At 44.3% G+C, this 22,173-nt stretch carries 22 protein-coding genes; 13 read left to right on the top strand and 9 right to left on the bottom strand.

Annotation, left to right across the window (positions count from 1 at the left end; translation table 11 throughout):
- Positions 1 to 7: 7 nt before the first annotated feature.
- Together ACRRSX_RS10125 and ACRRSX_RS10120 are read left to right on the top strand one after the other, a co-directional pair.
- Positions 8 to 973 carry an integron integrase gene (locus tag ACRRSX_RS10125; protein ID WP_432453328.1) on the top strand — a complete coding sequence of 322 codons (966 nt, stop codon included), beginning with the start codon at positions 8 to 10 and terminating at the stop codon, positions 971 to 973.
- Between the two features lie 709 nt (positions 974 to 1,682).
- Positions 1,683 to 2,402, top strand: coding sequence for a DUF554 domain-containing protein (locus ACRRSX_RS10120; protein ID WP_432453329.1), 720 nt, complete (start codon positions 1,683 to 1,685; stop codon positions 2,400 to 2,402).
- 47 nt (positions 2,403 to 2,449) lie between these two features.
- Here ACRRSX_RS10120 and ACRRSX_RS10115 read toward each other — a convergent pair whose 3' ends face one another.
- The 6 genes from ACRRSX_RS10115 to nifL all read right to left on the bottom strand — a co-directional run bounded on the left by ACRRSX_RS10115 (position 2,450) and on the right by nifL (position 8,536).
- The gene (locus ACRRSX_RS10115; protein ID WP_432453330.1) at positions 2,450 to 2,848 is read right to left on the bottom strand and encodes a hypothetical protein; all 399 of its coding nucleotides are present in this window, start codon (positions 2,846 to 2,848) and stop codon (positions 2,450 to 2,452) included.
- A gap of 214 nt (positions 2,849 to 3,062) precedes the next feature.
- The gene (locus ACRRSX_RS10110) at positions 3,063 to 3,692 is read right to left on the bottom strand and encodes a nitrogen fixation protein NifQ (protein WP_432453331.1); all 630 of its coding nucleotides are present in this window, start codon (positions 3,690 to 3,692) and stop codon (positions 3,063 to 3,065) included.
- Between the two features lie 10 nt (positions 3,693 to 3,702).
- The gene (locus ACRRSX_RS10105; protein WP_432453332.1) at positions 3,703 to 3,969 is read right to left on the bottom strand and encodes a ferredoxin; all 267 of its coding nucleotides are present in this window, start codon (positions 3,967 to 3,969) and stop codon (positions 3,703 to 3,705) included.
- Complete coding sequence (nifB, locus tag ACRRSX_RS10100; RefSeq protein ID WP_432453333.1) at positions 3,969 to 5,285, bottom strand: nitrogenase cofactor biosynthesis protein NifB; 1,317 nt, start codon at positions 5,283 to 5,285, stop codon at positions 3,969 to 3,971. The genes ACRRSX_RS10105 and nifB overlap by 1 nt, the downstream gene beginning before the upstream one ends.
- Positions 5,286 to 5,432: 147 nt before the next feature.
- A complete protein-coding gene (nifA, locus tag ACRRSX_RS10095) occupies positions 5,433 to 6,986 on the bottom strand; it encodes a nif-specific transcriptional activator NifA (RefSeq protein WP_432453334.1) in 1,554 nt (517 codons plus the stop codon).
- Positions 6,987 to 6,988: 2 nt separating this feature from the next.
- Positions 6,989 to 8,536, bottom strand: a complete 1,548-nt coding sequence (gene nifL / locus ACRRSX_RS10090) for a nitrogen fixation negative regulator NifL (protein WP_432453335.1) — start codon at positions 8,534 to 8,536, stop codon at positions 6,989 to 6,991.
- A gap of 305 nt (positions 8,537 to 8,841) precedes the next feature.
- Between nifL and rsxA the strand changes: the two genes are divergently transcribed.
- The 11 genes from rsxA (at position 8,842) to ACRRSX_RS10035 (ending at position 18,547) form a co-directional block, all read left to right on the top strand.
- Positions 8,842 to 9,420, top strand: coding sequence for an electron transport complex subunit RsxA (gene rsxA / locus ACRRSX_RS10085; RefSeq protein WP_432453336.1), 579 nt, complete (start codon positions 8,842 to 8,844; stop codon positions 9,418 to 9,420).
- Positions 9,421 to 9,433: 13 nt separating this feature from the next.
- Complete coding sequence (locus ACRRSX_RS10080) at positions 9,434 to 9,958, top strand: RnfABCDGE type electron transport complex subunit B (RefSeq protein WP_432453337.1); 525 nt, start codon at positions 9,434 to 9,436, stop codon at positions 9,956 to 9,958.
- 9 nt (positions 9,959 to 9,967) lie between these two features.
- Positions 9,968 to 11,437: an electron transport complex subunit RsxC gene (rsxC, locus tag ACRRSX_RS10075; RefSeq protein WP_432453338.1), complete on the top strand. Its 1,470-nt coding sequence runs from the start codon at positions 9,968 to 9,970 to the stop codon at positions 11,435 to 11,437.
- The gene (locus ACRRSX_RS10070; RefSeq protein WP_432453339.1) at positions 11,437 to 12,441 is read left to right on the top strand and encodes an RnfABCDGE type electron transport complex subunit D; all 1,005 of its coding nucleotides are present in this window, start codon (positions 11,437 to 11,439) and stop codon (positions 12,439 to 12,441) included. Before rsxC ends, ACRRSX_RS10070 begins: the two co-directional genes overlap by 1 nt.
- A gap of 2 nt (positions 12,442 to 12,443) precedes the next feature.
- The gene (rsxG, locus tag ACRRSX_RS10065; RefSeq protein WP_432453340.1) at positions 12,444 to 13,064 is read left to right on the top strand and encodes an electron transport complex subunit RsxG; all 621 of its coding nucleotides are present in this window, start codon (positions 12,444 to 12,446) and stop codon (positions 13,062 to 13,064) included.
- Positions 13,061 to 13,747 (top strand): electron transport complex subunit E, encoded by a 687-nt coding sequence (locus tag ACRRSX_RS10060; RefSeq protein ID WP_432453341.1) that lies wholly within the window; start codon positions 13,061 to 13,063, stop codon positions 13,745 to 13,747. Before rsxG ends, ACRRSX_RS10060 begins: the two co-directional genes overlap by 4 nt.
- 12 nt (positions 13,748 to 13,759) lie before the next feature.
- Complete coding sequence (locus ACRRSX_RS10055) at positions 13,760 to 14,026, top strand: RnfH family protein (RefSeq protein ID WP_432453342.1); 267 nt, start codon at positions 13,760 to 13,762, stop codon at positions 14,024 to 14,026.
- A 150-nt stretch (positions 14,027 to 14,176) separates the two neighbouring features.
- Complete coding sequence (locus tag ACRRSX_RS10050) at positions 14,177 to 14,716, top strand: flavodoxin (RefSeq protein WP_432453343.1); 540 nt, start codon at positions 14,177 to 14,179, stop codon at positions 14,714 to 14,716.
- A gap of 473 nt (positions 14,717 to 15,189) precedes the next feature.
- Positions 15,190 to 15,660 (top strand): DUF2780 domain-containing protein, encoded by a 471-nt coding sequence (locus tag ACRRSX_RS10045; protein WP_432453344.1) that lies wholly within the window; start codon positions 15,190 to 15,192, stop codon positions 15,658 to 15,660.
- Between the two features lie 277 nt (positions 15,661 to 15,937).
- Complete coding sequence (locus ACRRSX_RS10040) at positions 15,938 to 16,921, top strand: diguanylate cyclase (protein WP_432453345.1); 984 nt, start codon at positions 15,938 to 15,940, stop codon at positions 16,919 to 16,921.
- Positions 16,922 to 17,563: 642 nt separating this feature from the next.
- On the top strand, positions 17,564 to 18,547 hold the full coding sequence (locus ACRRSX_RS10035) for a diguanylate cyclase (protein ID WP_432453346.1): 984 nt from the start codon (positions 17,564 to 17,566) through the stop codon (positions 18,545 to 18,547).
- A gap of 119 nt (positions 18,548 to 18,666) precedes the next feature.
- On the opposite strand, the gene ACRRSX_RS10030 is transcribed toward ACRRSX_RS10035, so the two are convergent.
- The 3 genes from ACRRSX_RS10030 to ACRRSX_RS10020 all read right to left on the bottom strand — a co-directional run bounded on the left by ACRRSX_RS10030 (position 18,667) and on the right by ACRRSX_RS10020 (position 22,045).
- Positions 18,667 to 19,434 (bottom strand): avidin/streptavidin family protein, encoded by a 768-nt coding sequence (locus tag ACRRSX_RS10030; protein ID WP_432453347.1) that lies wholly within the window; start codon positions 19,432 to 19,434, stop codon positions 18,667 to 18,669.
- A gap of 3 nt (positions 19,435 to 19,437) precedes the next feature.
- Entirely contained in the window at positions 19,438 to 20,670 is a 1,233-nt protein-coding gene (locus ACRRSX_RS10025; RefSeq protein WP_432453348.1) for a pepsin-like aspartic protease, read from the bottom strand.
- Between the two features lie 718 nt (positions 20,671 to 21,388).
- Positions 21,389 to 22,045: a Qnr family pentapeptide repeat protein gene (locus tag ACRRSX_RS10020; RefSeq protein WP_432453349.1), complete on the bottom strand. Its 657-nt coding sequence runs from the start codon at positions 22,043 to 22,045 to the stop codon at positions 21,389 to 21,391.
- Between the last annotated feature and the right edge of the window lie 128 nt (positions 22,046 to 22,173).

Genomic DNA, 22,173 nt, shown 5'->3' with positions numbered 1-22,173 from the left:
GCTATTTATGTCATCTCCGTTTTTGACTTATATCAGCGAACATATGCGTACGCGCCACTATCGTGAGGCAACTATCAATACCTATTTGCTGTGGATCAAACGTTTCATCATTTTCAATCATAAGCGGCATCCTAGCGAATTGCATAACCAACAGGTCGAGGCCTTCCTATCTCACATGGCGAGTGCACAGCATTTAGCGCCAAAGACCCAAGCGATTGTATTAAATGCATTGGTTTTTCTTTACCGAGACATCATCAACCACCCCTTATCACTCGCGTTAAATTTTCAGCCAAGCCACCAGCAAACTAAGTTACCAGTCGTTTTAACACAGGCAGAAATTGAACGTCTTTTAGCGGCATTATCACCGCCCAATCTTTTATTAGCTCAACTCATGTACGGTAGTGGCTTACGCAAAATGGAAGCTCTAAGGCTACGAGTAAAAGATATTGATTTTGATTACCTTGGCCTCACTATTTGGGATGGGAAAGGCGGTAAGCATAGAAGAGTAACCCTAGCCAGAAATTTACTCCCCGCCTTAAAGCAACAAATATCAATCAGTGAACAGTATTACCTTAGTGATAAAACCAATCTGGAATATGCAGGAGTATATTTGCCCTACTCATTATCCAAAAAGTACCCCAAGGCTGCTTTTGAATTAAGCTGGCATTACCTTTTCCCTTCTAGTCGCTTAAGTTACGAGCACGGTGCTAGGCACTTGCGCCGCCACTACCTCGATCCCTCTAACATTAGCCGAGCTATAAAACAGGCAAAACACCAAGCAAAAATAAGCAAAGCAATTACTTGCCATACCCTTCGCCACTCTTTTGCTACCCACCTATTACAAGCAGGTGCCGATATTCGCACTATTCAGGCCCAACTAGGGCATAGTGATATTCGTACGACGCAAATTTATACTCATGTTTTGAATATGGGCGCTGATGGCGTCACCAACCCCTTAGATCGTTTAACCTAAGACGCGTGGCATAAGCGATAAATAACTTTTTACTTGGCCACAAAAACGAGCGCCTACCTAAGGCGGAAAAAACTTACATTTGTGCCCCTGTTGACAATTTATCACTCAAATTATCCCCAAATTTTGGGCGGTAGCGGTACTAAGAGAATCACATGATGACTCCCCTCCTAAGCACCATCATCCAGACTGGGCGTTGAAGAAGGCGATATTGCCTTTTACTTTGCCTGTTATACAGACTATTTAGACTTCACGATTGGGTCTAGCAGAAACTAGAAGGGTCAATCTTATTTGAGCAACAGCGCCCCAACCCACAGAAACGTTCTACCTACATTGGGATCGTCATCTGGGAAGACACCATGATAAATACTGTCTGTTTGAATATTCTACGCCCCCTGATGAGTAAAATTAAACTAAGATTAAATAATTCTCTGTAAAAACAAAGGGAATAATCAATTTACCCAAGCTAAATCAAAATACATGACCTCGCCTATGATAGAATCACCACTTTCTATCGGAGCTTGTCCTACAAATCTGTTCGCTCCTCCGATACATGGTCTTACTGAACTATCAGTTTACTTTCAACGCGGGCCCTTTTCGCTACTTAGCAAAGCTAATTAGCGCTCTCGCTATGCGGCTTATGAATTGAACCTGCGGTCGAAACCTATCTTTACGCAAACTGATATTGCTTTATTCAAGGAGAAATTAACCAATGATGATTGGTCCAATTATGAACAGTTGCGCGATTATTTTAGGCGGCTTAGGTGGCGCGTCTTTGGCTCGTTATATTCCCAAACGGCTCCAAAAAGGTTTACCTGCCACATTTGCTCTGTCGGCTATCGCAATTGGTATTTCGATGATTGTTAAAGTCAATAATCTCACCGTGGTCGTGATGGCCTTAATCTTAGGCACCGCTTTAGGCGAATTAATTTACCTTGAATCAGGCGTAAGCAAAGCGGCTAGTTTTATCCAGCGTAAATGCGAAGGTTTTTTGCCACTGCCTAGAGGCTTAAGCAAACAAGAGTTTTCCCACCAGTTTACCGCGCTGATTGTATTGTTTGGGGCCAGTGGATTGGGGGTCATCGGGGCCATGACCGAAGGTCTTAATGGCAACTACCAACTGTTATTAGTGAAATCATTGATGGATTTCGTCACCGCGATGATCTTTGCGGTCACGTTGGGGCCTGGAGTGGTATTACTCGCGGTCGTACAGTTTGTTGTTCAAGCCTCACTATTCTTGCTAGCTCAATCGATTATGCCTTACATGGACGCTATTGCTTATGCAGATTTCTCGGCGGTGGGCGGTATTATCATGCTCGCAGTTGGATTACGTATCGCAAAAATCATGCACTTTGCAGTGGTAAACTTTTTACCGGCGTTGATCTTAGTATTACCATTTACCTATTTATGGCGTGAATTTTTCCCAACGTAACAGCAATAAAGCGATGGGTAGTCGACGACTACCCTAACGGATAGCCCTTAAGACTCTGTTTTTTCAGCCTGAAGCCAAAACTCATTCGATTTGAAAGCGTAACGATAAGCAGGAAGCAATAATAATAAATAAGCCAAGCCACCAAACACCGCGCCAAAAACTGCAGGGCCAGAGGGATTCGCAACAAACAAATCCGACATAAACGAAATTTCAACCACAAACTGACAGGCTAAAATCGGCATCGCAATACAAAATGCGACTTGCCAAATTTTCTTAGCGCCAATGATCGCGTTGTAGGCATAGCCAAAAAACGGTACTAACATTACCGCACTCGCCACTAGCCCCAATACACCGAGTAAATCAACCGAATCAGAAGTTGGGACGCTAAAAAAATCAGAGCTTGTTAATCCAGCTAACAACCAAAAAATAACTTTCCACTTAAGCAACTTAGTCCCCTTAAACGTTATCACCCCTAACTGGGGCTAAAATCGGAGACTAAAATAACTAACTTAGAGGCAGCTGCCAACTGTTTTCCCCCTGAACCAAGCACACAACAACGATTTTGCCGTTTAACTGCCGGTTTATACCCGTAATACTCAAGCGATCCGCCTCAGCGCTCGCTTCACCGTAATACGATACTAACACCGTTTCAAAAAGCCGTTAGCCCGACACAAAACACTCGTCGTAGCTACTACACTCGCCACAACTGGGAGCACGGCAAATATAATCCCCTCCCTGTTCACATAAGCTGCGATAAAAGAAGCGTTTCCAGCGCATATTTTCGTGGTTTAAGGCATGTAACTGAGGAAAATTATGCTTAATCAAAGCACTTAGATCGCTACGCTGCTTAAGACCCAAACTCCGCCAAAGATGGGATGCAGACAAACTGGCACTGGCCAGTACGATTGCCATTTCTAAAGCAAAGGGCTCATCTTGGTTAGCGTACTGAAACAATAACGCTATCAGCTCATTACGCTCCTTAGCACGCAAATCAATGAGTTCATCTAAGGTATCGGCGCGTTTACGTAAGAGGCTATGCACTGGTTTAAGCCAAGCACGTTCTTGCTTATCAACCGTACCGCTACAAATTGCGCGCTTAAGCTCCAAATAACTCGCATTGTCTAAACCCAGACCATGCGGTAAAGCAGTATCGCCCTTGAGTTGCGCTAAGATGATTTGGCGAAACCAATGTCGGTTTGCCACCGACAAAGGCTTACAGATGTTAGATAATGCTTCTAACCAACTTGCCCCAATAAACGGGGTTTGTAGATGAGTGTTTGCACTACTCATATCAACACTCCTACTTCGCAATGGTAATAATACGACTCTGCGGTGGCAAACCACCCAGCGAACCGGGAGGGTTCAGCGCCACCCCTTCGCTATCGGTGATCGCCGTTTCCACCGGGCAAATTTGTGCGCACTGTGGTCCATGAACATTGTTCGCGCATTCGTTACAGCGATGCGCCACAATACTAAAACCCTGTTCACTAGCCTTCACGGCGTTGTTGGGGCAAACCTCTTTACAGGCGAAACAGCCAATACAGGCTTGAGTGATGGTTAAAGCCATTAGCCACACTCCTTCGAATTGCAAGCCGAAGACCCAGCCAAACTTGCAAGCAAGTCCGCCTGCAACTGCTGCAAACTTGGCTGGATATCACGAAGGGCAAATTGCGTATTTACCGTGATGCCTAATTCTTCTAGTTCCTGACGAGGGCTTAAACCGATCCGGCTACAGAGCAACACATCAAACTCACTGAGTAGACTCAGCTCTCGGCTGTTGTCTTCTAGCGCTTCATCGCAGCTGCTACTGCCTTCGCAATATTGTTGCCAACTAAACGCCGCTTGCTGAGTGATACCGTCTGGCGTAATGACATAATGTTGAAACTGATTGGCATGGCCAAAGTGTTGATCGACCAGTTGCTGACTTTGACTCGCCACCGCCACCCGAATTTGTTGCACAGGTTGCGCCACTTTCGAGCCAAGAGCTTCGAGATCGAGATCTTGCCCCAGCTTACCCACTGCATCAGCACGACACTGCTGACAATGAGTCATTTGCTGCATACTTTGCCCGGCCAAAGCACGCGCCTGATTTAACTGTTCTTTGTTGGGTTCGGCTTGGCCCTTTAATCCAAAATAAGTGCCATGAGCAGGATCCGAAATCAGCGGCATAATATTATGAATAAACGCGCCATAACGCCCCAGCTCCATGGCCAATGCCTCGATGTGCTGGTCATTGATGCCGGGGATCAATACCGTATTCACCTTTACTAACATACCGGCATTTATGGCGGCTTCTAAACCCAGTAGCTGCTGGTCGATTAAGGCCTGCGCGCCTGCCCGCCCACGCAAACGCTGCTGCTTGAAATAGACCCAAGGGTAAATCTTTTCTCCAATTGCGGCATCGATACAGTTGATGGTGATAGTGAGGTGTTTCACCCCGACAGCAAGTAATTTGTCCAAATGGTCAATCAAGGCGAGACCATTGGTCGAAATACATAAGTGCACATCGGGATCGACCGCGGCAATTGCTTTTAAACTCGCAATGGTCGCCTTGGGATTTGCCAATGGATCTCCCGGCCCTGCAATACCTACAACTCTGGTTTCTGGGACGTGTTGCTTTACCTTCGCAAAGCGCTTCGCCGCCATCGCTGGCGAGAGTAGTTTAGACACCACTCCGGGACGCGTTTCATTGCTACAATCAAATTTTCTGTTGCAATAGTTGCATTGAATATTACAAGCGGGCGCAACCGGAAGGTGCATCCTCGCGTATTGATGTCCCTCTTTTGAAAAACACGGATGGGTGGCAACCAAAGCCGTTTGAATATCGGCTTTTGATTGGGAAGAACTGGCCGTCGCGCCATGATTAAGTTGCTGGATTTTCATAAAGAGCTTCCCTAAATTGACTTAACTTAGAGTCTGCAAAGCGCATTCCAGAAAATATAATCATTAAAAACAACAGGTTAAGCAAAATCATTCAGGTAAAAAACTAACAACTGTCGCATTTGTCACAAATGCGACAGTACATTTTTGTCAAAGCTGACGCATATTAATATTCATCACTTGGATCCGGTAAGCAATTTGCCGAGGAGTCATGTTTAGTAAGCGAGCCGCCTTCGCTTGTACCCAACCCGCTTGCTCCAAGGCCGCTATCACTCGTTCCCGTTCGTCCATCTCTGAATCGTCTAACAGCGCTTTGTCTGCACCGATACTCGGTCGGCGAGTAAAACTTTGGCCTTCAAGACCATCAATCACGATGAGATCCTGATCAATCATACCGCTTTCACTCATCACCGAGGCGCGCTCCAATAAATTTTCTAGTTGGCGCACATTACCCGGCCAATCGTAAGCCATCATCATTCGGATGGCACTATCGGTTAATGACAACTTTCGACGCTGCTGCTTACTCAATTTTTCGATTAAAAAATCAGCGAGTTCAGGTAAATCTTCAATCCGATCTCGTAGTGGTGGTGGGAACATCGGCATCACATTCAGTCGATAATACAAATCTTCCCTAAAGCGTTCTTGTTTTACTTCTTCTTCTAGATTGCGATTGGTTGCCGCTAAGATCCGTACATCAACATGCAGAGTTTGAGTACTACCAATACGCTCAAATTCACCTTCTTGTAAGACTCTTAATAGCTTCGCCTGAAAGGCCGCTGATATTTCACCGATTTCATCCAAGAACAAAGTACCACCGTCGGCCATTTCAAAACGACCTTTACGCTGCTTCACTGCCCCAGTGAAAGCTCCTTTTTCATGACCAAATAACTCCGATTCTAATAAGTTATCTGGTAAGGCTGCGCAATTGAGCTTAATGAAAGGCCCAGTAGCTCGCGGGGAATTATAATGGATCGCGTTGGCAATCAACTCTTTACCGGTACCCGACTCTCCACGAATTAATACTGTGCTATCCCATTTTGACACTAAACGAATTTGTTCAAAGACCTTACGCATCACCTGACTATGACCAACGATGTTGTCTAAGCTGTAATTACTTCTCACTTTCCGTCGCAGTCGATCGCGCTCTGCTTCTAACTGAGTCGTTTGCACTGCCACGTCTTTTGCCAACAATACACTTTTAGCAATAAGGTTAGCGGTCATTTCTAAAAAACGGGTAAAGGATGCCAATTTTTGAGGATCATCCAGTTGCGGCTGAGCAGCAAGTACCCCGAGCACTTCACTTGATTTCTTTATTGGCACCGCTATAAAAGGCAGATCTAGGGCGTATAAGTCTAACTTGTCGGCAAAACGTAGATCATTGGAAACACGACTCAGCACGATCGGCTGTTTTTGGGTTAACACCGTTCCGACAATGCCTTCACCGGGACGATAGCGCACATTTTTAGTAATGCTGTCACTAATATGACTCGGTGTGTGTACCGTATCGATGGTCAACATTTGGTCATTTTCGGCAATAAGCGCCAACATCGCATGCTGAAGCATGGCCTTTTCGTGCAGCACCTGTAGCACCTTAGTGACACTTTGTTTGTAGTCTAAACTGTCGGTAAGTACGCTACTCACCTCGTAGAGCGCCAACAAGTGTTGTTCGGCTATTTTTGATTCTCTCGCGGTTGAATATTCCATGATTAAGCCCTTTTTGTAACTCGTAGAGGAAGCACTAACTTGGCTTTACATCCACCCAACGACGTTGATTGATATTGCACCGTACCATTGTGTTCACTCACCACCTGTTGAACGATGCTTAAACCCACGCCACGGCAACTGTTACTAGACAAGGGCTTGGTGCTATAAAATGGTTCAAATATCTTCAGCTGTAATTCCTTTTTAAGCCCTGGGCCACTATCTTCGAAGGTGATTTCAATATCGTCATCTACTCGCTGGGTGCAACAGATAATTTCTCTACGTGGCATTTTGGCGTAATCGATGGCATCGATGGCATTATCTAATAATTGCTTTAAGGCCACTCGGATCCGCGAAGGCTGACCGGTAAACGCGGGTAGCGTACCGTTTAAACTAAGTTGCATGCTGATACTACGAGCCAGCAGCCGCTGATTACTCATTTCGGTGACTTCATGAACTAACTGGTTGATATTGACCGACTGCATCGGCTCATGAGGGCGCTCAGGTAAAGCATTCTGTAATTGATCAACCGCTGCATGCCCAGCCTTTAAACCGGCTTGCATGGCATCAATCCGAGCGCATTGGGTCGCACCGCCACAGAACATATTTAAGGCCGAATCAATCATATTAATCGGCCCCTGGATCTGGTGAATCGCAGCATGTAATACCTCTTGCATCACGTGCAAAGCTTCCGATTCTTCAGTTGAGCGTTGTAATTCAATCAGCCGCTGACGTTCCTGGCGACGTCGCTCCCGAGTAAATTCGCTCAGTGTGAGCACTAAGAAGCGACTCACCGTTGGCGTAAAATAATCATCAACATTGCCATCATTAAGTTCCACACTGGATAAGCAACAAGAAAACCAACGTTTGTGCCCTCCACTACCGACCTCAACATTAAATTGCTGCCCTTCGGCGAGGTGTAATAATCCTTCATCATCATCCCCCGCCGATTGTTTTAATTGTTGCAACACAATATCAACCGGCTCTCGGCCAAAATCAGAGGCCAGAGTTTTATAAGAAAGATTGTCGAGTAATACGGATTGATGTTCATCAATTAAGGCAATCGCAACTGGTGCCGTGTTTAACACCGCTTCCACCATCGCTTTTTGATTGGCAACCTTGGTTTGATTATCATGCCGTTGGCTAATATCACGATGCATTCCAACGTAATGAGTAATTTCCCCAGCTCGGTTATACAGCCCTTTGATTGAAACTTCGGCTAAGTAACGCTGACCATTCTTCTTACGATTAATCAAGGTCCCTTGCCAATTTTTTCCAGCTGAAATACACCCCCATAATTGTTGGTAGACCTCGATGGGAGTGGTTTTATAACTCAAAACCGAATGTTTTTTCCCCTCCAACTCTTCCACTGAATATCCGGTAATTTCAGTAAAATATCGGTTTACGTAGAGAATGTTAGCACTTAGGTCGCTAATCGATATGGCCATGGGGGCTTGCTCTACCACTTGCAAATACTGCTCAGACACATCGCTCATTGTGCCATCCCCCACAACGGCCAAGGCCTGCTCTAACTTAGATTGAAGTTCGCTCATCGTCATTGTTACCTTTTGCATTGCTGCTTGTTGTGACTAACCTTGTTCAATGCAAAGGGTATTCCCATGTGCCAAAGCCCCTAAATTCAGCCTCCATTAACCATTCATTGTTTGATTTACAACAAAAATAAGATATTTATCAGTAAAAATTGTTAGCTTTAACACCAAAATTCAAGCGCCATAATCAGTCCACCTAGCGAACTAATCCGCTCTGCCACAAGGATTTTCTCCCTAATTTGGTTCAACTCCCCATATTGGTACAACACCTGCAATTAACTAAGCATGGTGATCCTTGGAACAAACAAATGGCTGAATATCTCTTAATCTTTATTAGCACCGCGGTCGTGAATAATGTGGTGCTGGGTAAATTTCTTGGCTTATGTCCATTCATGGGCGTATCCAATCGCATCGACAGCGCCTTAGGCATGGGGCTAGCAACCACCTTTGTACTGTGTTTAGCCGCCGTCGCCGCTTGGTTAATCGAAGTCTTATTATTGGCACCACTAGGCTTGCAAGTGATGCGTATTCTGGTCTTGATTATTGTGATTGCAGCAGTGGTGCAACTGACCGAGCTACTCATCCAAAAAAATAGTCCCGACTTATACCAAGCGCTTGGTATTTTTCTGCCTTTAATTACCACCAACTGCGCCGTATTGGGAGTGGCTTTGTTAGTTGTACAAAACAACATGAATTTTTTAGCAACCCTATGTTATGCCTTTGGCTCGGCATTGGGGTTTAGTCTGGTGATCGTGCTATTTGCCGGATTACGCCAGCGGATCAAGCTGGCCAAAGTACCCGCAGCATTTGCAGGCCTACCAATCGCGTTTATAACCGCAGGACTATTATCGATGGCCTTTCTTGGTTTTAGCGGCATGGTCAAATAACAGGAGACGAGCAATGATCTACTTATCCATTTTTTTTCTAATGCTAGTGGGTGGCTGTTTAGGCGGACTGCTAGGTTGGGCATCAAAAGCCTTAAAAGTTGAAGGCGACCCAAGAGTTGATGAATTAGAAGCAATGCTGCCCGGTGGGCAATGTGGGCAATGTGGTGAGCCAGGATGTCGACAAGCCGCGGAAGCCATGGTCGCGGGACGTTTGTCGGCTCAGAGCTGTCCACCTGGGGGCGCGGGCTTAGCCAGCAGCATTGCGGCATTACTTGGTGTGGAACTAAGTGCCGAACAAGGCAGTGGGCCTTTAGTCGCCTATATCGATGAAAGTAACTGCAGTGGTTGTACCCGCTGCTTTAAAGCCTGCCCCTTTGATGCCATCGTTGGAGCCAGTAAACAAATGCATACCGTGATTAGCGATGTATGTACCGGTTGTCGTCTCTGCGAAAAGGCTTGTAGCCAAGGCTGTTTAACCATGCAAGCTCCCGCCGTCAAACTCAATACCTGGCAGTGGCCAAAACCCCAAGTTGCTTAAGGAGAGAGCATGTTTGCATTCAAACCCAGACCATTTAGTGGCGGCGTCCACCCCAAAGGTTTTAAAGAACTCACTGAACAGCAAAGCATTGCCAAAGGCTTTCGCCCTGATCGGGTTTACCTTGGCATGCAGCAGCGGAATGGTTCAATGTTACAGTGCTTAGTTGCCGCTGGAGACATGGTTTTCAAAGGACAATTAATCGCCAAAGGCAGTAACGACATGACCGTACCGCTGCATTCACCAGTAAACGGTCAAGTCCTTGAAATTAAGCCCTATTTAAGTAGCCATCCAGCGGGGATCAAATGTCAAACCTTGGTGATAGTTAATAATGGCGACAATTGTTGGGGAGACGCTCACCCTCCCTCTGACTATACAAAGCTAGAGCCGGAACAAATTGTCCAGCGCGTATTAGATGCTGGCGTCGTCGGTTTAGGCGGCGCAGGTTTCCCCAGCGGCATCAAGCTCAGGCTCGCCCGACAAGCCAAGGTACACACCCTGCTCATTAATGGCGGCGAGTGTGAACCCTACCTCACCTGTGATGACCGTTTGATGCAAGAACACGCTGCCGAGATTATTGGCGGTATCAACATGATGCTCAAAGCAATTGGGGCTAATAAAGCGATTATTGCCATCGAAGATAACAAGCCTGATGCGATCGCGGCCATGGCATCGGCGTGTGCGGAACAGCCCAAGCTGGAGATAAAGATGGTTCCTAGCCTCTACCCGATGGGATCAGAGCGCCATCTAATCAAAGCAGTGACCGGACTGGCCATTCCCCCCGGACAACTGAGTACCGCCAAAGGCATATTGGTGCATAACGTAGCGACCGCTAAGGCGGTTTTCCAAGCGGTACGTTTTCAGCGCCCTTTAATTGAACGAGTACTCACAGTGTCGGGAGATGCCATTGAACACCCAACCAATTTGCTGGTTCCCATTGGTAGCTTGGTATCACAGGTATTAGCCGAATGTGGCGGCTTAAAAGTTGAAGCCAACCGAATGATCGCCGGAGGGCCAATGATGGGCCAAGTACTGCCCTCTCCCTTCGTGCCTATCGACAAAAGTATTGGGGGGCTATTAGCGCTTAGCGATTCTCAAATTAACCAACGTGAACGCCAAGATTGCATGCGCTGCGGAAATTGCGTCAAAGTTTGCCCGATGGGTTTAATGCCCTTCCAAATGGCGGCTCATAGTAATCATGGTGATTTTGCAAGCGCTCAACAATTTGGTTTAGACGCCTGCTTACTATGCGGTGCCTGTAGCTATATTTGTCCCTCCAGCATTCCCTTGGTGCAATATTTTCAACACGCTAAATCTAACGTCAATGCGCAGCGCAGCATGCTACAAAAATCTAATCAAGCTCGCCAGTTGACTGAAGCGCGTCAGTTACGCTTGGCTAAAGAAGCCGCAGCGAAAAAAGCAGCCAAGGCATCTAAACGTAAACGCCCAGCCAGAGCCCGCCGTACTCAAGGAGAAAGCTAATGGCCCAATACAATCCGGTTGCCGCCCCACATACCCACTCCGGTACCTCAACGACCAACATCATGTATTTAGTGATTTTGGCCCTAAGTCCCGCCGCTATTTATGGCGTATGGCTGTTTGGCCTGCCAGCGCTTAGTGTGATAGTGAGCTGTTGCCTCACCGCCTGGTTATGTGAGCTAAGCTGTTTACTGCTACAAAACAAAAACTGGCAACACAGTTTCGATGGCTCGGCTTTATTAACCGCACTACTACTGGCAATGAGTCTACCGCCGGCAACACCTTGGTGGGTCGCCGCCTTAGGTTGTAGCTTTGCAATTTTCTTAGGCAAGCATGTTTACGGCGGATTGGGGCATAATCCCTTTAACCCAGCGATGTTGGGTCGGGTCATGTTATTGATTTGTTTTCCAGTAGAGCTCACCGACTGGCGCGCAATTGCCCCACCAACTTTAAGCGAAACTGGCCTAATATTTAACTCACAATGGACTGGTATCGACGGTAGCAGTGCGGCAACCCCATTGGCCGATCTCGGTCAAATACACGATTTGAGTATGCTGTTCACAGGACAACACGCGGGCAGTATGGGAGAAACCAGCGCAATTTTAATCGCCATTGGCGGTTTGTTTCTAATTTGGCGCGGAGTGATCCGCCCCTACATACCAACTGCCTTAATTTGTGGCTTGGTGCTTCCAGCCAGCATCGCTCACCTCATCGACCCAAATCAATTCGCCTCACCAATATTACATGTATTCAGTGGCGGGGCGATGTTAGCCGCATTTTTTATTGCCACCGACATGGTGACCTCACCCACTAGCCCCCGCGGACAATGGCTATTTGGTTTAACTTGCGGCTTATTAATTTGGTTAATTCGCTGCTTTGGCAGCTACCCGGAAGGTGTCGCCTTTGCCATACTCATCATGAATGCCTGTACACCAGTCATCGACCATTATTTACGTCCCACCATATTTGGTATGGCCAAGCCTTTTAGCCGATCAAAAGGAGCCTAAACATGACCCTTCCCAGTATTGAAAAACATATCGATAGTACCGTGTATCAATCGCTCTCGTTGGCCGCTGCTGTCGCTATCGCCAGTATCTTACTACTAACCTTAAATAGCTTCACTGCCCCCGCTATCGCAGAACGACTCAACGAAGACAAACTCGCGGCAATTGACCTAGTTATGCCAAAACAGCTCTATCAAAACCCGATGTTATCTACCGAACAAACATTTACCATTGGCAAACAACAATACACCCTATATACCGCTTTAAATCAGCAACAGCAAATTAGCGGTTATGTGGTACAAACTCAAGCCAATGGTTATGCCGGGCCGATTGACCTTCTAGTTGGGGTCGACGCCGATCTTGCCATTTTGGGCGTACGAGTATTAAGCCACAGCGAAACGCCTGGGCTGGGCGACAAAATTGAATTTGAGAAAACCCCTTGGGTGCTTAGCTTTAATGGCAAAAGTTTAGACAATACCAACCAAAAAGCCTGGGCAGTAAAAAAAGATGGTGGTGAATTTGACCAATTTACCGGTGCTACCATCACGCCTCGTGCAGTGGTGAACTCCGTACACCAAGCACTACTCGATTTGCAGATCCAAACTCAGCAAGGAGGCCAACAATGAGCCGCTATTCTCAAATTATTGCCGACGGTCTTTGGAATAACAACGTGGTTTTGGGGCAATGTTTAGCCCTGTGTCCGTTGTTAGCCGTAACCTCTAGCGCCACCAATGGTTTAGGTTTAGGTTTAGCGACTCTCGCGGTAATGGTCAGTTCTAACGCGGTTAGTGCACTAATTAAAAACTATGTGAGCCGCGCAGTTCGGATCCCAATTAACATTTTAATGATTGCCACTCTGGTGACGATCACCGATCTGGTACTCAACGCTTGGGTTCACCCACTGCATAAGGTGCTAGGCCTGTTTATTCCGCTGATCGTGACCAACTGCGCTATCTTAGGCCGAGTCGAATCCTTCGCCAGTCGACAAAAAGTAATGCCAGCCATCGTGGATGGTTTGGCCATGGGGATCGGCTTTACTTGGGTCTTGGTATTACTCGGTGGGATCCGCGAAATTATTGGCTCCGGCACCCTATTTGCCAACGCCCATATTTTATTGGGCCCAGCCTTTAGTGCGATTGAGCTCACTGTGATTCCCGACTATCACGGCTTGCTATTGGTAATTTTACCGCCTGGAGGCTTCTTGGTACTGGGCGGTTTGCTTAGCATTCATCGACAGGTCCAAAGAATTTTAGCGCAAAAACAAACCACTCAAGCCGCTTGCTGCGTCGATCCTTCGGCCTCAAATTAGGAGCTTACCAAGATGTTAGTCTCTATTGCTTATGCCACCCCTCACCAGCAACTATGTATCAATGTTGATGTAGTGCAAGACAGCAGCGTAATAAACGCGCTGCATCAATCGGGGATCTTAGACCTATGTCCAGAAATCGCTTTAGATAAACAAAAAGTAGGCATTTTTGGCAGGTTTGTCACCTTAGAAAACCAATTGGTAGAAGGTGACCGAATAGAAATTTATCGACCGATTACTTGGCAACCTGAAGACCTAGATGATGATGACGATGACGAATAAATCAACACTTTGTGAGCTTTACGACATCAGTGTTGGTGACATTGTGGGAAACCTTCATCCTATATATTAATAACCCCTTGTAATATAAGTATTTTTGTTTGGTTTGAATATTGCAAAACACTAATTGGTCTGATCTTTAAGGAGTTAACCATGGCAGATATAGGCATTTTTTTTGGTACTGATACTGGTACAACCCGCAAAATCGCAAAAATGATCCAGCAACAACTCGGAGCGGATTTATGCGACAAACCCCTCAATATTAACCGAGTAGACGTAGATACCCTCACCAGCTATAAGATGCTGATCCTAGGTACCCCAACCCTAGGCGAAGGACAACTTCCAGGCTTGGCTTCTGACTGTCAAGCAGAAAGCTGGGATGAGTTTTTACCCCAGCTAGAAGACGCTGATTTTGCCGGTATTAAAGTTGCTTTATACGGGCTAGGCGATCAAGTGAACTATGCCAGCGAGTTTGTCGATGGTCTTGGCGAGCTATACGACGCGATGGCCGAGACTGGTGCAGAATTAATCGGAGAATGGCCCGCTGATGGCTATACTTTCGACGATTCAGCAGCTCTGTTAGAAAATGGCAAATTTGCCGGATTAGTCTTAGATAACGATAATCAAAGTGAATTACACCCCGAACGCATTAGCGGTTGGTTAGAGCAAATAAAATCTGAATTTAATTTGTAAGCGCAGGCTTTAATACGGGCTTTGCTCGTATTAAAGCCTCTTTCAAGATCCGAAGAGTAAGTGAATAGAACAGTTTTGGTCGACTTCTAGCTTCTCAGCGCTACAGACTCGGATCGTCAACGGTTAATCGGTAAGCCGCGTTCATGACAACGTTAATCTTCCAACTATTCTACATGAGCGGGCAATAGTTCCAGCCACTCAAACCACCATTTCAGACCAATCTATTTCTCGCAAGCTTAACGAATCAATATATACCGTCCCATTCCAAGCTTTAGTAAACAAAAGTAGTGCAAAAAAACCAAAATATTGAATAAGCATCATGGCTTATCTGGTCAATGTTCATTTTTATTTGCAGTTAATCCATACAATAATTTCGTGAAATTGTTCCCAATATCACTATTTCATAGCACAATGCATGATCGTTGCTCTTGCTAAGCAACCCTGTTTATCCAGCCATTAACGAGGGAATAATAATGAATAAGCAAATAAAATATGCGCGATTAGTGGTCTGCGCTTGGCTATTTACCATGAGCCCTCAGCTACACAGCGCCGGTTTGGGTTCACTGCTTGATTCAGCATCCGCGCTAACCGGTAACCAAGAAAGCACCATAAACAGTGAGCTACTAAACAATTTAACTAGCCAGCTAGGCGTGAGTGACACTCAAGCTACTGGTGGTACAGCAGCCTTGCTGGCGCTTGCCCAACAACAGCTATCTGGTAGCGAAAGCTCTTTGTTGAACGACATTATTCCAAGTGGAAACAGCGCTTCACTCAGCGCTCAACTACTCCAGAAAATTAGCAGCATGGACAGTGTTAAAAGTGCTTTTTCAGCATTGGGCTTAGACGCAAGTATGATAGAACAGTTTGCACCCATTATTTTACAATATGTTGGTAATAACGGCGGCTCAAGCTTAGTGGATGGCTTGAGTAAAATTTGGTCTTAATGATGAAGCGAAGTAATATTGACCGCATCAATAATATTTCGCATATATTTTGGTTCAACATTTAACCGAGCACCACATGAGATGGCTTGTCAATCAATAAATATATATAACTAGTGATATTAACCATAAAATAGCCAGCATTTCGATTCAATATCACACAACTACATCTTATAAAACCTCCCCTGCTCAAAGAATGGAAAAATGCAGGGTGAATAATAATAATGTCAATGTTAATGTACAAATTGGATAACTAAAACGCTATAAAATGAGTAGAATTATGGATGATCAACACTCATTATCTCGCAACTATTACCAGATATTGGACGCCTTGCCGGATCATGTATTTATTTTTTCGGAATCAGGAGTGTACTTAGATGTTTTTGGTGGCGAAGACAATGATGCCGGCTTCGATTGCAAGCCGTTTATTGGTAAGAGTTTATACGATGTTACCTCCCAAGATATAGCTGAAGAATTTCATGGCTATATTAAGAAAACACTAGCAACCAATAAAACACTGGTGGTGCACTACCATTTTGCCAATGAGAATATGCTAGCGCTGCCTGACGGTATCTCTGTACCCAACGAGCTATGGTTTGAAGGTATTATTAAACCACTACCATTACTCGAAGACGGACAAAAACGAGTCGTATGGACAGCAAGAAATATCACTCTGCGACATAACCTGGAAGAACAGCTAAAAAAGTTGTCTGAAACCGATGAACTAACAGGCATTCTAAATCGTCGCGCTTTCATGGCAAAATTGACCATCGAACTACACCGCTACCAACGCTACAAGCAAAATACCAGCTTATTGATGCTGGATATTGACAGGTTTAAAAGTATCAATGATCTACTAGGCCATCAATCCGGTGATCGGGTGATTAAACATGTCACAGATATTTGCTCCAAAGAAATCCGAGAAGTCGATTATATTGGTCGGCTCGGTGGTGAAGAGTTCGCGATCCTACTCAGCAATGCCAATCTACTACAAGCTATTGAAATGGCTGAACGTTTAAGGCAAAAAATAGCGCGTTCTCCGTGTGTCGTTGAAGACTATACCATTCATATCACCGTGAGTATTGGCTTGTCTCAAATAGAAACCGAAGCTGATAGCTCAGAATATCTGATATCGAGAGCCGATAAAGCTATGTATCACGCCAAAAAACAAGGCCGAGACCAAGTTAGAATTTTCCACGATGAGCTTTGCAATCATGAGATTGAATTAACTCAGCATAGCCATATTCGTAAAAATAAAGCTTAATGAACTCGAGCGTTTATCAATACCTTCATCGCGTTATTCCCATTCATTAAGCTAGCCATTCACCGTGGAAAACTTATAAACTTTCGCCCTAAAAACCAATGCTTGATAAGCTCGCAAGTCAAGTCTGATGATAATCCTCTTCCCAAGCTTAGCTGCTCACTGATTGCGACGGCTAAGCGCCAAGTCATCATTTTCAATTAAAATGGCTGACTCCTAGTCGGTACATACCATTGTCTATACCAAGTGCGATGGCTCCGTTGATGAAACAGCGGGTATCAAAATATGCAAACGACACACATCCACGACTAACATCATCGATTCACATCAAGGTAATCATTTGAAAAAACGGACAAAATTTCATTTCACTTTATTGTTCTATTTCTAGATATGCAGCTCTGTATTTCGCATGTAATAAAAAATAGGTCTACTATTAATCAAATATTCACTTAAAAATGTACACTTGTGAATATTTTTTCATCAGATAGGATCTGATCATTGAAGTCTAAAAATCTATGATTTAGCTTCATTTTTACTGAAAAAAAACCGCATTATTCATACCGAGCTCAGTGTATAGAGAATAAATACATCACTAATGATAATGTATCAAACAGATGTCTAACCAGTTAGAAAATAAGTCATATTATGGATGAAAAATACTCATTATCTAAAAACTATTACCAAATATTAGATGCCTTACCCGACCATGTGTTCGTATTTTCAGAAGCAGGTGAATATTTGGAAGTGTTTGGAGGCGAAGAAAACGAGACAGGTTTTGATTTTAAAGACTATATTGGTAAAACCTTACATGACGTGCTCTCGCACGATAGAGCGACTGAATTTCTGGATTATATTAAGAAAACAATCCAAAGTGACACAACATTGGTAGTACGCTATCACTTTGCCAATGAGACCATGTTAAAGCTGCCTGACAGTTTTATTGTTCCTGATACCTTATGGATAGAGAGCACCATCAAACCACTTCCAACACTCGTAAATGGATTGAAACGGGTAGTATGGACAGCAAGAAACATCACCTTACGGCATCACCTGCAAGAGCAACTAAAAAAATTATCTGAAACAGATGAACTAACAGGCATTTTAAATCGCCGTGCTTTCATGGAAAAACTGGCTGGCGAATTACATCGCTATCAACGCTACAAGAGTGACACTTGTTTATTAATGCTTGATATCGATAAATTCAAAAGCATCAATGATTTACTTGGGCATAAATCAGGAGATCAAGCGATTAAGCATGTCACTGATATCTGTTCTAAAGAAATAAGAACTGTGGATTATATTGGCCGGCTCGGCGGTGAGGAGTTCGCTATCATATTGAGTAATACCAGCCTACAACAAGCACTTGAAATGGCCGAACGCTTAAGGCGAAAAATATCAAATAGCCCTTGTGTCGTCGAAAACTATACCGTTCATGTCACTGTGAGTATTGGTTTGTCCCAAATAGAAGTGCAAGATGATAGCTCGGAGCAGATCATTTCTAGAGCGGATGAAGCAATGTATTTCTCAAAAAAACAAGGCAGAGATAGAGTGAGCATCTTCAATGAAGACATGCACGATAATGAGATTGAATTAGCGGAAAATAACCATATTTATCGCACTAAACCTTAATTTGAATCGAAGCTTCGTGTTCTGAATAAACATTTATCTAATCCCCTCATCAGTAGGAAAATATGCGCTAAAGCCAAACTGCAGTGCAGTAGTTTTACTACACTGCAGCTTATAGCTTGCTACTTAGAGCTCTTATTTAAAACCCAAGCAGACATACTCGCCTGCAAGTAACTCTCTTCTGGCGCGGTGCCATTACCTAACCAGGCCGACACGTTTAACTGTTGACTCACGACATCGAGAGTCCCACTAATCGAGATGGGCTGCTTATCATTAGGTATCAAACCACTAATCGATAAACTTTGTAAATCAAGATCGGCCCGATGCGTATCGGTAAAACCATAAATTGGAAAGCACTGTTGCTGGAAGCTTGCTGACCCACTCACAATACCTAACTCAGGGTTTGTCACTGCCAATTGGATACTAAGAGAGTTACTTGGATCACTCCAAGTACCATTCATCAAATCCGGATGCTCTCCCTTAATACTTAGCTCGAAGGGTTGCAAGTTAACATTTGATTCAACTTTATGAAAACCAAGTTTATCAATGTAGTCCCCAACGATAATTTGTTCAAACTGGGTTGATGCAACCAGCGAATTAATCACTTCCATCTGCTGATTCGCTTGAAGCTGACCACAATAAGTTGACACCCAATGCCAACTAGCGTCAGGAGCAGAGCGTTCCACAGATCGCCAATAAATAGAGAGCACGACGCCTTGGCCCAGCGAAGGATTTGGTTCATGACCACTCACATAGCCAATCATTAAATAACGTCCTGAAGAACCAGTCGTAGAACTGTAATCTCCCAACAATAAACCATCTTTTTGAACGCTCAGTCTCATCTGAGAGCCATAACTGTTTTGCCACATTCCATCGATTGCGTGAGTCATAAATTAGTTCTCTTTGTTTTGGGTAAATATTCTTGCGGGAGAAGATTGACGGTTTTGAATAATGTTTAAGCCGCCAGGTTTATTAAATATCCAAGTCCCCACCGGAAACAAAGCAACCTTGCCGGCAATATGTCTGACTCGATATTCATAAACGGTGTATAGATAATCCATCAGAACCGACCCGGTTAAGATTAGCCCAGGGATCCCTTCCATTGGCTTAAATTGAGGTTGAACTTGCCCTTCATCTTGACCGGCCTCTATCTTCACCAAATATGTACTGGCAGGAATGCGTAGCTCACCATTAGGCGTTTCACCCGTATCACCGAAAGTAATAATTAACTCTTCTGGACTTTTAGCCACGGCTTTAAGCGCCGCATTCATCACTTCTACATCGCCTTTATATTGAGAGGAACCAGAATCGAGTATAAAATCTGCATCCTTGGCTAAGATCTGATCACCCAGTGCAAAGCTTTCCAGCTGCGTCGACCATAAGTAGGAAACGCTTGGGATCAAAGATTCTTTCCATGGCAAAAACAAATACTCTCTACTGGTTTGATAACTCCGATCGAGTCGACCCAAACTAACACTTCCTTCCCCGCTTGGCCCATCCGTTTCAAAGGCGACATACGGCATATGCGCTTCCACTAGCTGCTGCTCTATCAGGCTAGCCATGATGTGAAATGAAGGTTCTAATTTATTGACCGCTCGAAGACCATAATGACCAGCCTTCGCTTGGTGTTCCGATTTTCCGTCAGTCGGAATAGTATAACTTGGCATACCGATGCCACCATCCCAATCTAACTCCTTAAATTGACTATCTTTATCAACAAATGCTCGAGATAGATAAAGCTCACTTTGTGTTGGCTGGTTATCGATAAAATGGAATACATCTTCACCCAGCTCTACCTGCATCTCCCCCCATGGGCCAAAATCGACCATTTGTGGTTGCTGAGAGATGAACTGAAAAGAGCTTGAATTATGGTAATTAAACAAATCACCGCCATAATGTTGGCATTTATTTTCTTTACACTCATTCTCTACACATAGCGAAGAGCTCACCCAAACAAAGTTACTGCCAGTATCAACACTAAATTTTAATTGCTGAATTTCGGTTCCCGGTTTTGCGGTCCCCAGAGTCAGTGTCGCATACCAAGGCGAAGCGCCATTATTTTGAAATGGCCCTTTCGATAACGGCAAGCTAATTCCACAGCATGTTTCACTCAGTTGTTCAGACATCGCCAATCCTTTTTAAATAGTTGTTTGTAATGACATATAAATCAATCATAATTTGATAAAATTATCTACACCAAAAATCAATAAATAGTCAAAACTATATTCACTCAACATCTCAAAGGCTTAAATTGTGAGTTGAAGAGCAAAAATAGCCAGTGAAACTTAAATGACTGGCAAGACCGTTGAAGATAAAATGAACACATTTATTCAGAAATTCCGTAGATCAATTCAGATTAAAACAAGCCTGTTCTGGTCTAATGCCATCGGACACTTAATTTTGAGACCGTATTGTTAATCCGTTAAGAGATCTATATGAGTTTGAAAAATCATACAAGAGCTATCCGCAGGAATTTAGAGATGAAGCTCAACGACTAGGTATTACCTTGGAAGAGTCTGAGCGGGATGAACTTAAATGATGACGTTAATAAAACAAAGAATTACGCATGGTGAAAGACATTGACAAAAGCCGTTTTTAGAATGTCTTTTTCCATTTCAAGGCGCTTAACTCGCGTCTCTGACTCGCAAATACGGCGCGGCTCATCCGTCATGGGTGTCGCCTTAGGAGATTCACCACAGCGCTCTGAGCGAAGTTGTTGAAGCTAAACCTGCTTAGGATAAGCAGACAGTTCCTGTCACAACGACGCATGAGAACTGACGACCGGAATTGTGACGGATCCAAATGATAAATTCTGTGATGTACTATGTCACTATATCAGTGCAACTAATCAGGTAAAACAATCAACCCAAGTTGCTCAAGTAACTGCTCTTGCTGCCAAGCGCAAATTTTTACACCACTAAGGTCGACTTTTCTGGGGTCCAAACCATTCAATTCTGAATGACACAAATTACAACCTTGCAGCTGAAAATGGGTCCAACAATCTTCAGAAAATAAACCTCGGCTTAAGTCCGACTCTTTGAAAGAGGCGCCTTGTAGATTGGCTCCAATCCAGTTATTTTCAAATAAGTCACATTTCTCTATACATTGGCGTTCCAAGTTAGCATAGGATAAATTACATCCCGTGATATACGCAGCACAAAAGTACATGCGATGACTCACTTGATTTGAGAAACTAGCTTGGATGAAATTAGCCCCCTTCAAATCACAGCCCCTAAATTCAATGCCGAAGCATTTCGCCCCAGTGAAATTAGCCATGGATAGCTGGCAGTTTTTAAAAGAACTGTCACGAAGGTCACTATAATTAAAATCGCAACCTTCAATCGCACCTTGTTCTATAAACATACAATCGACAAACTGCGCATCCCTTAGATTTGTACGACTAAAATCACATTGATAAAACTTACAACGTTTAAAAAGGGCATCACCCAAATCCTGGTGAGAAAAATCAACTTGATTAAACACTTCATATTCTTCGTTCATAACTAGCCCTTGCGCCACACGAGCCTGAAGACTAACAGCTACCCCCGAAATCGCAATAAAAACAAAGCTTTTAAAAACACCCCTTTAAAGGTGCTCAAATGGCTAATATTGGCTACCAAACCGACACC

Origin of the sequence: Agarivorans sp. QJM3NY_30 (genome assembly GCF_050870855.2) — a bacterium.
Taxonomy (GTDB): Bacteria; Pseudomonadota; Gammaproteobacteria; order Enterobacterales; family Celerinatantimonadaceae; genus Agarivorans.
This window is presented reverse-complemented; position numbering and strand designations above follow the sequence as displayed.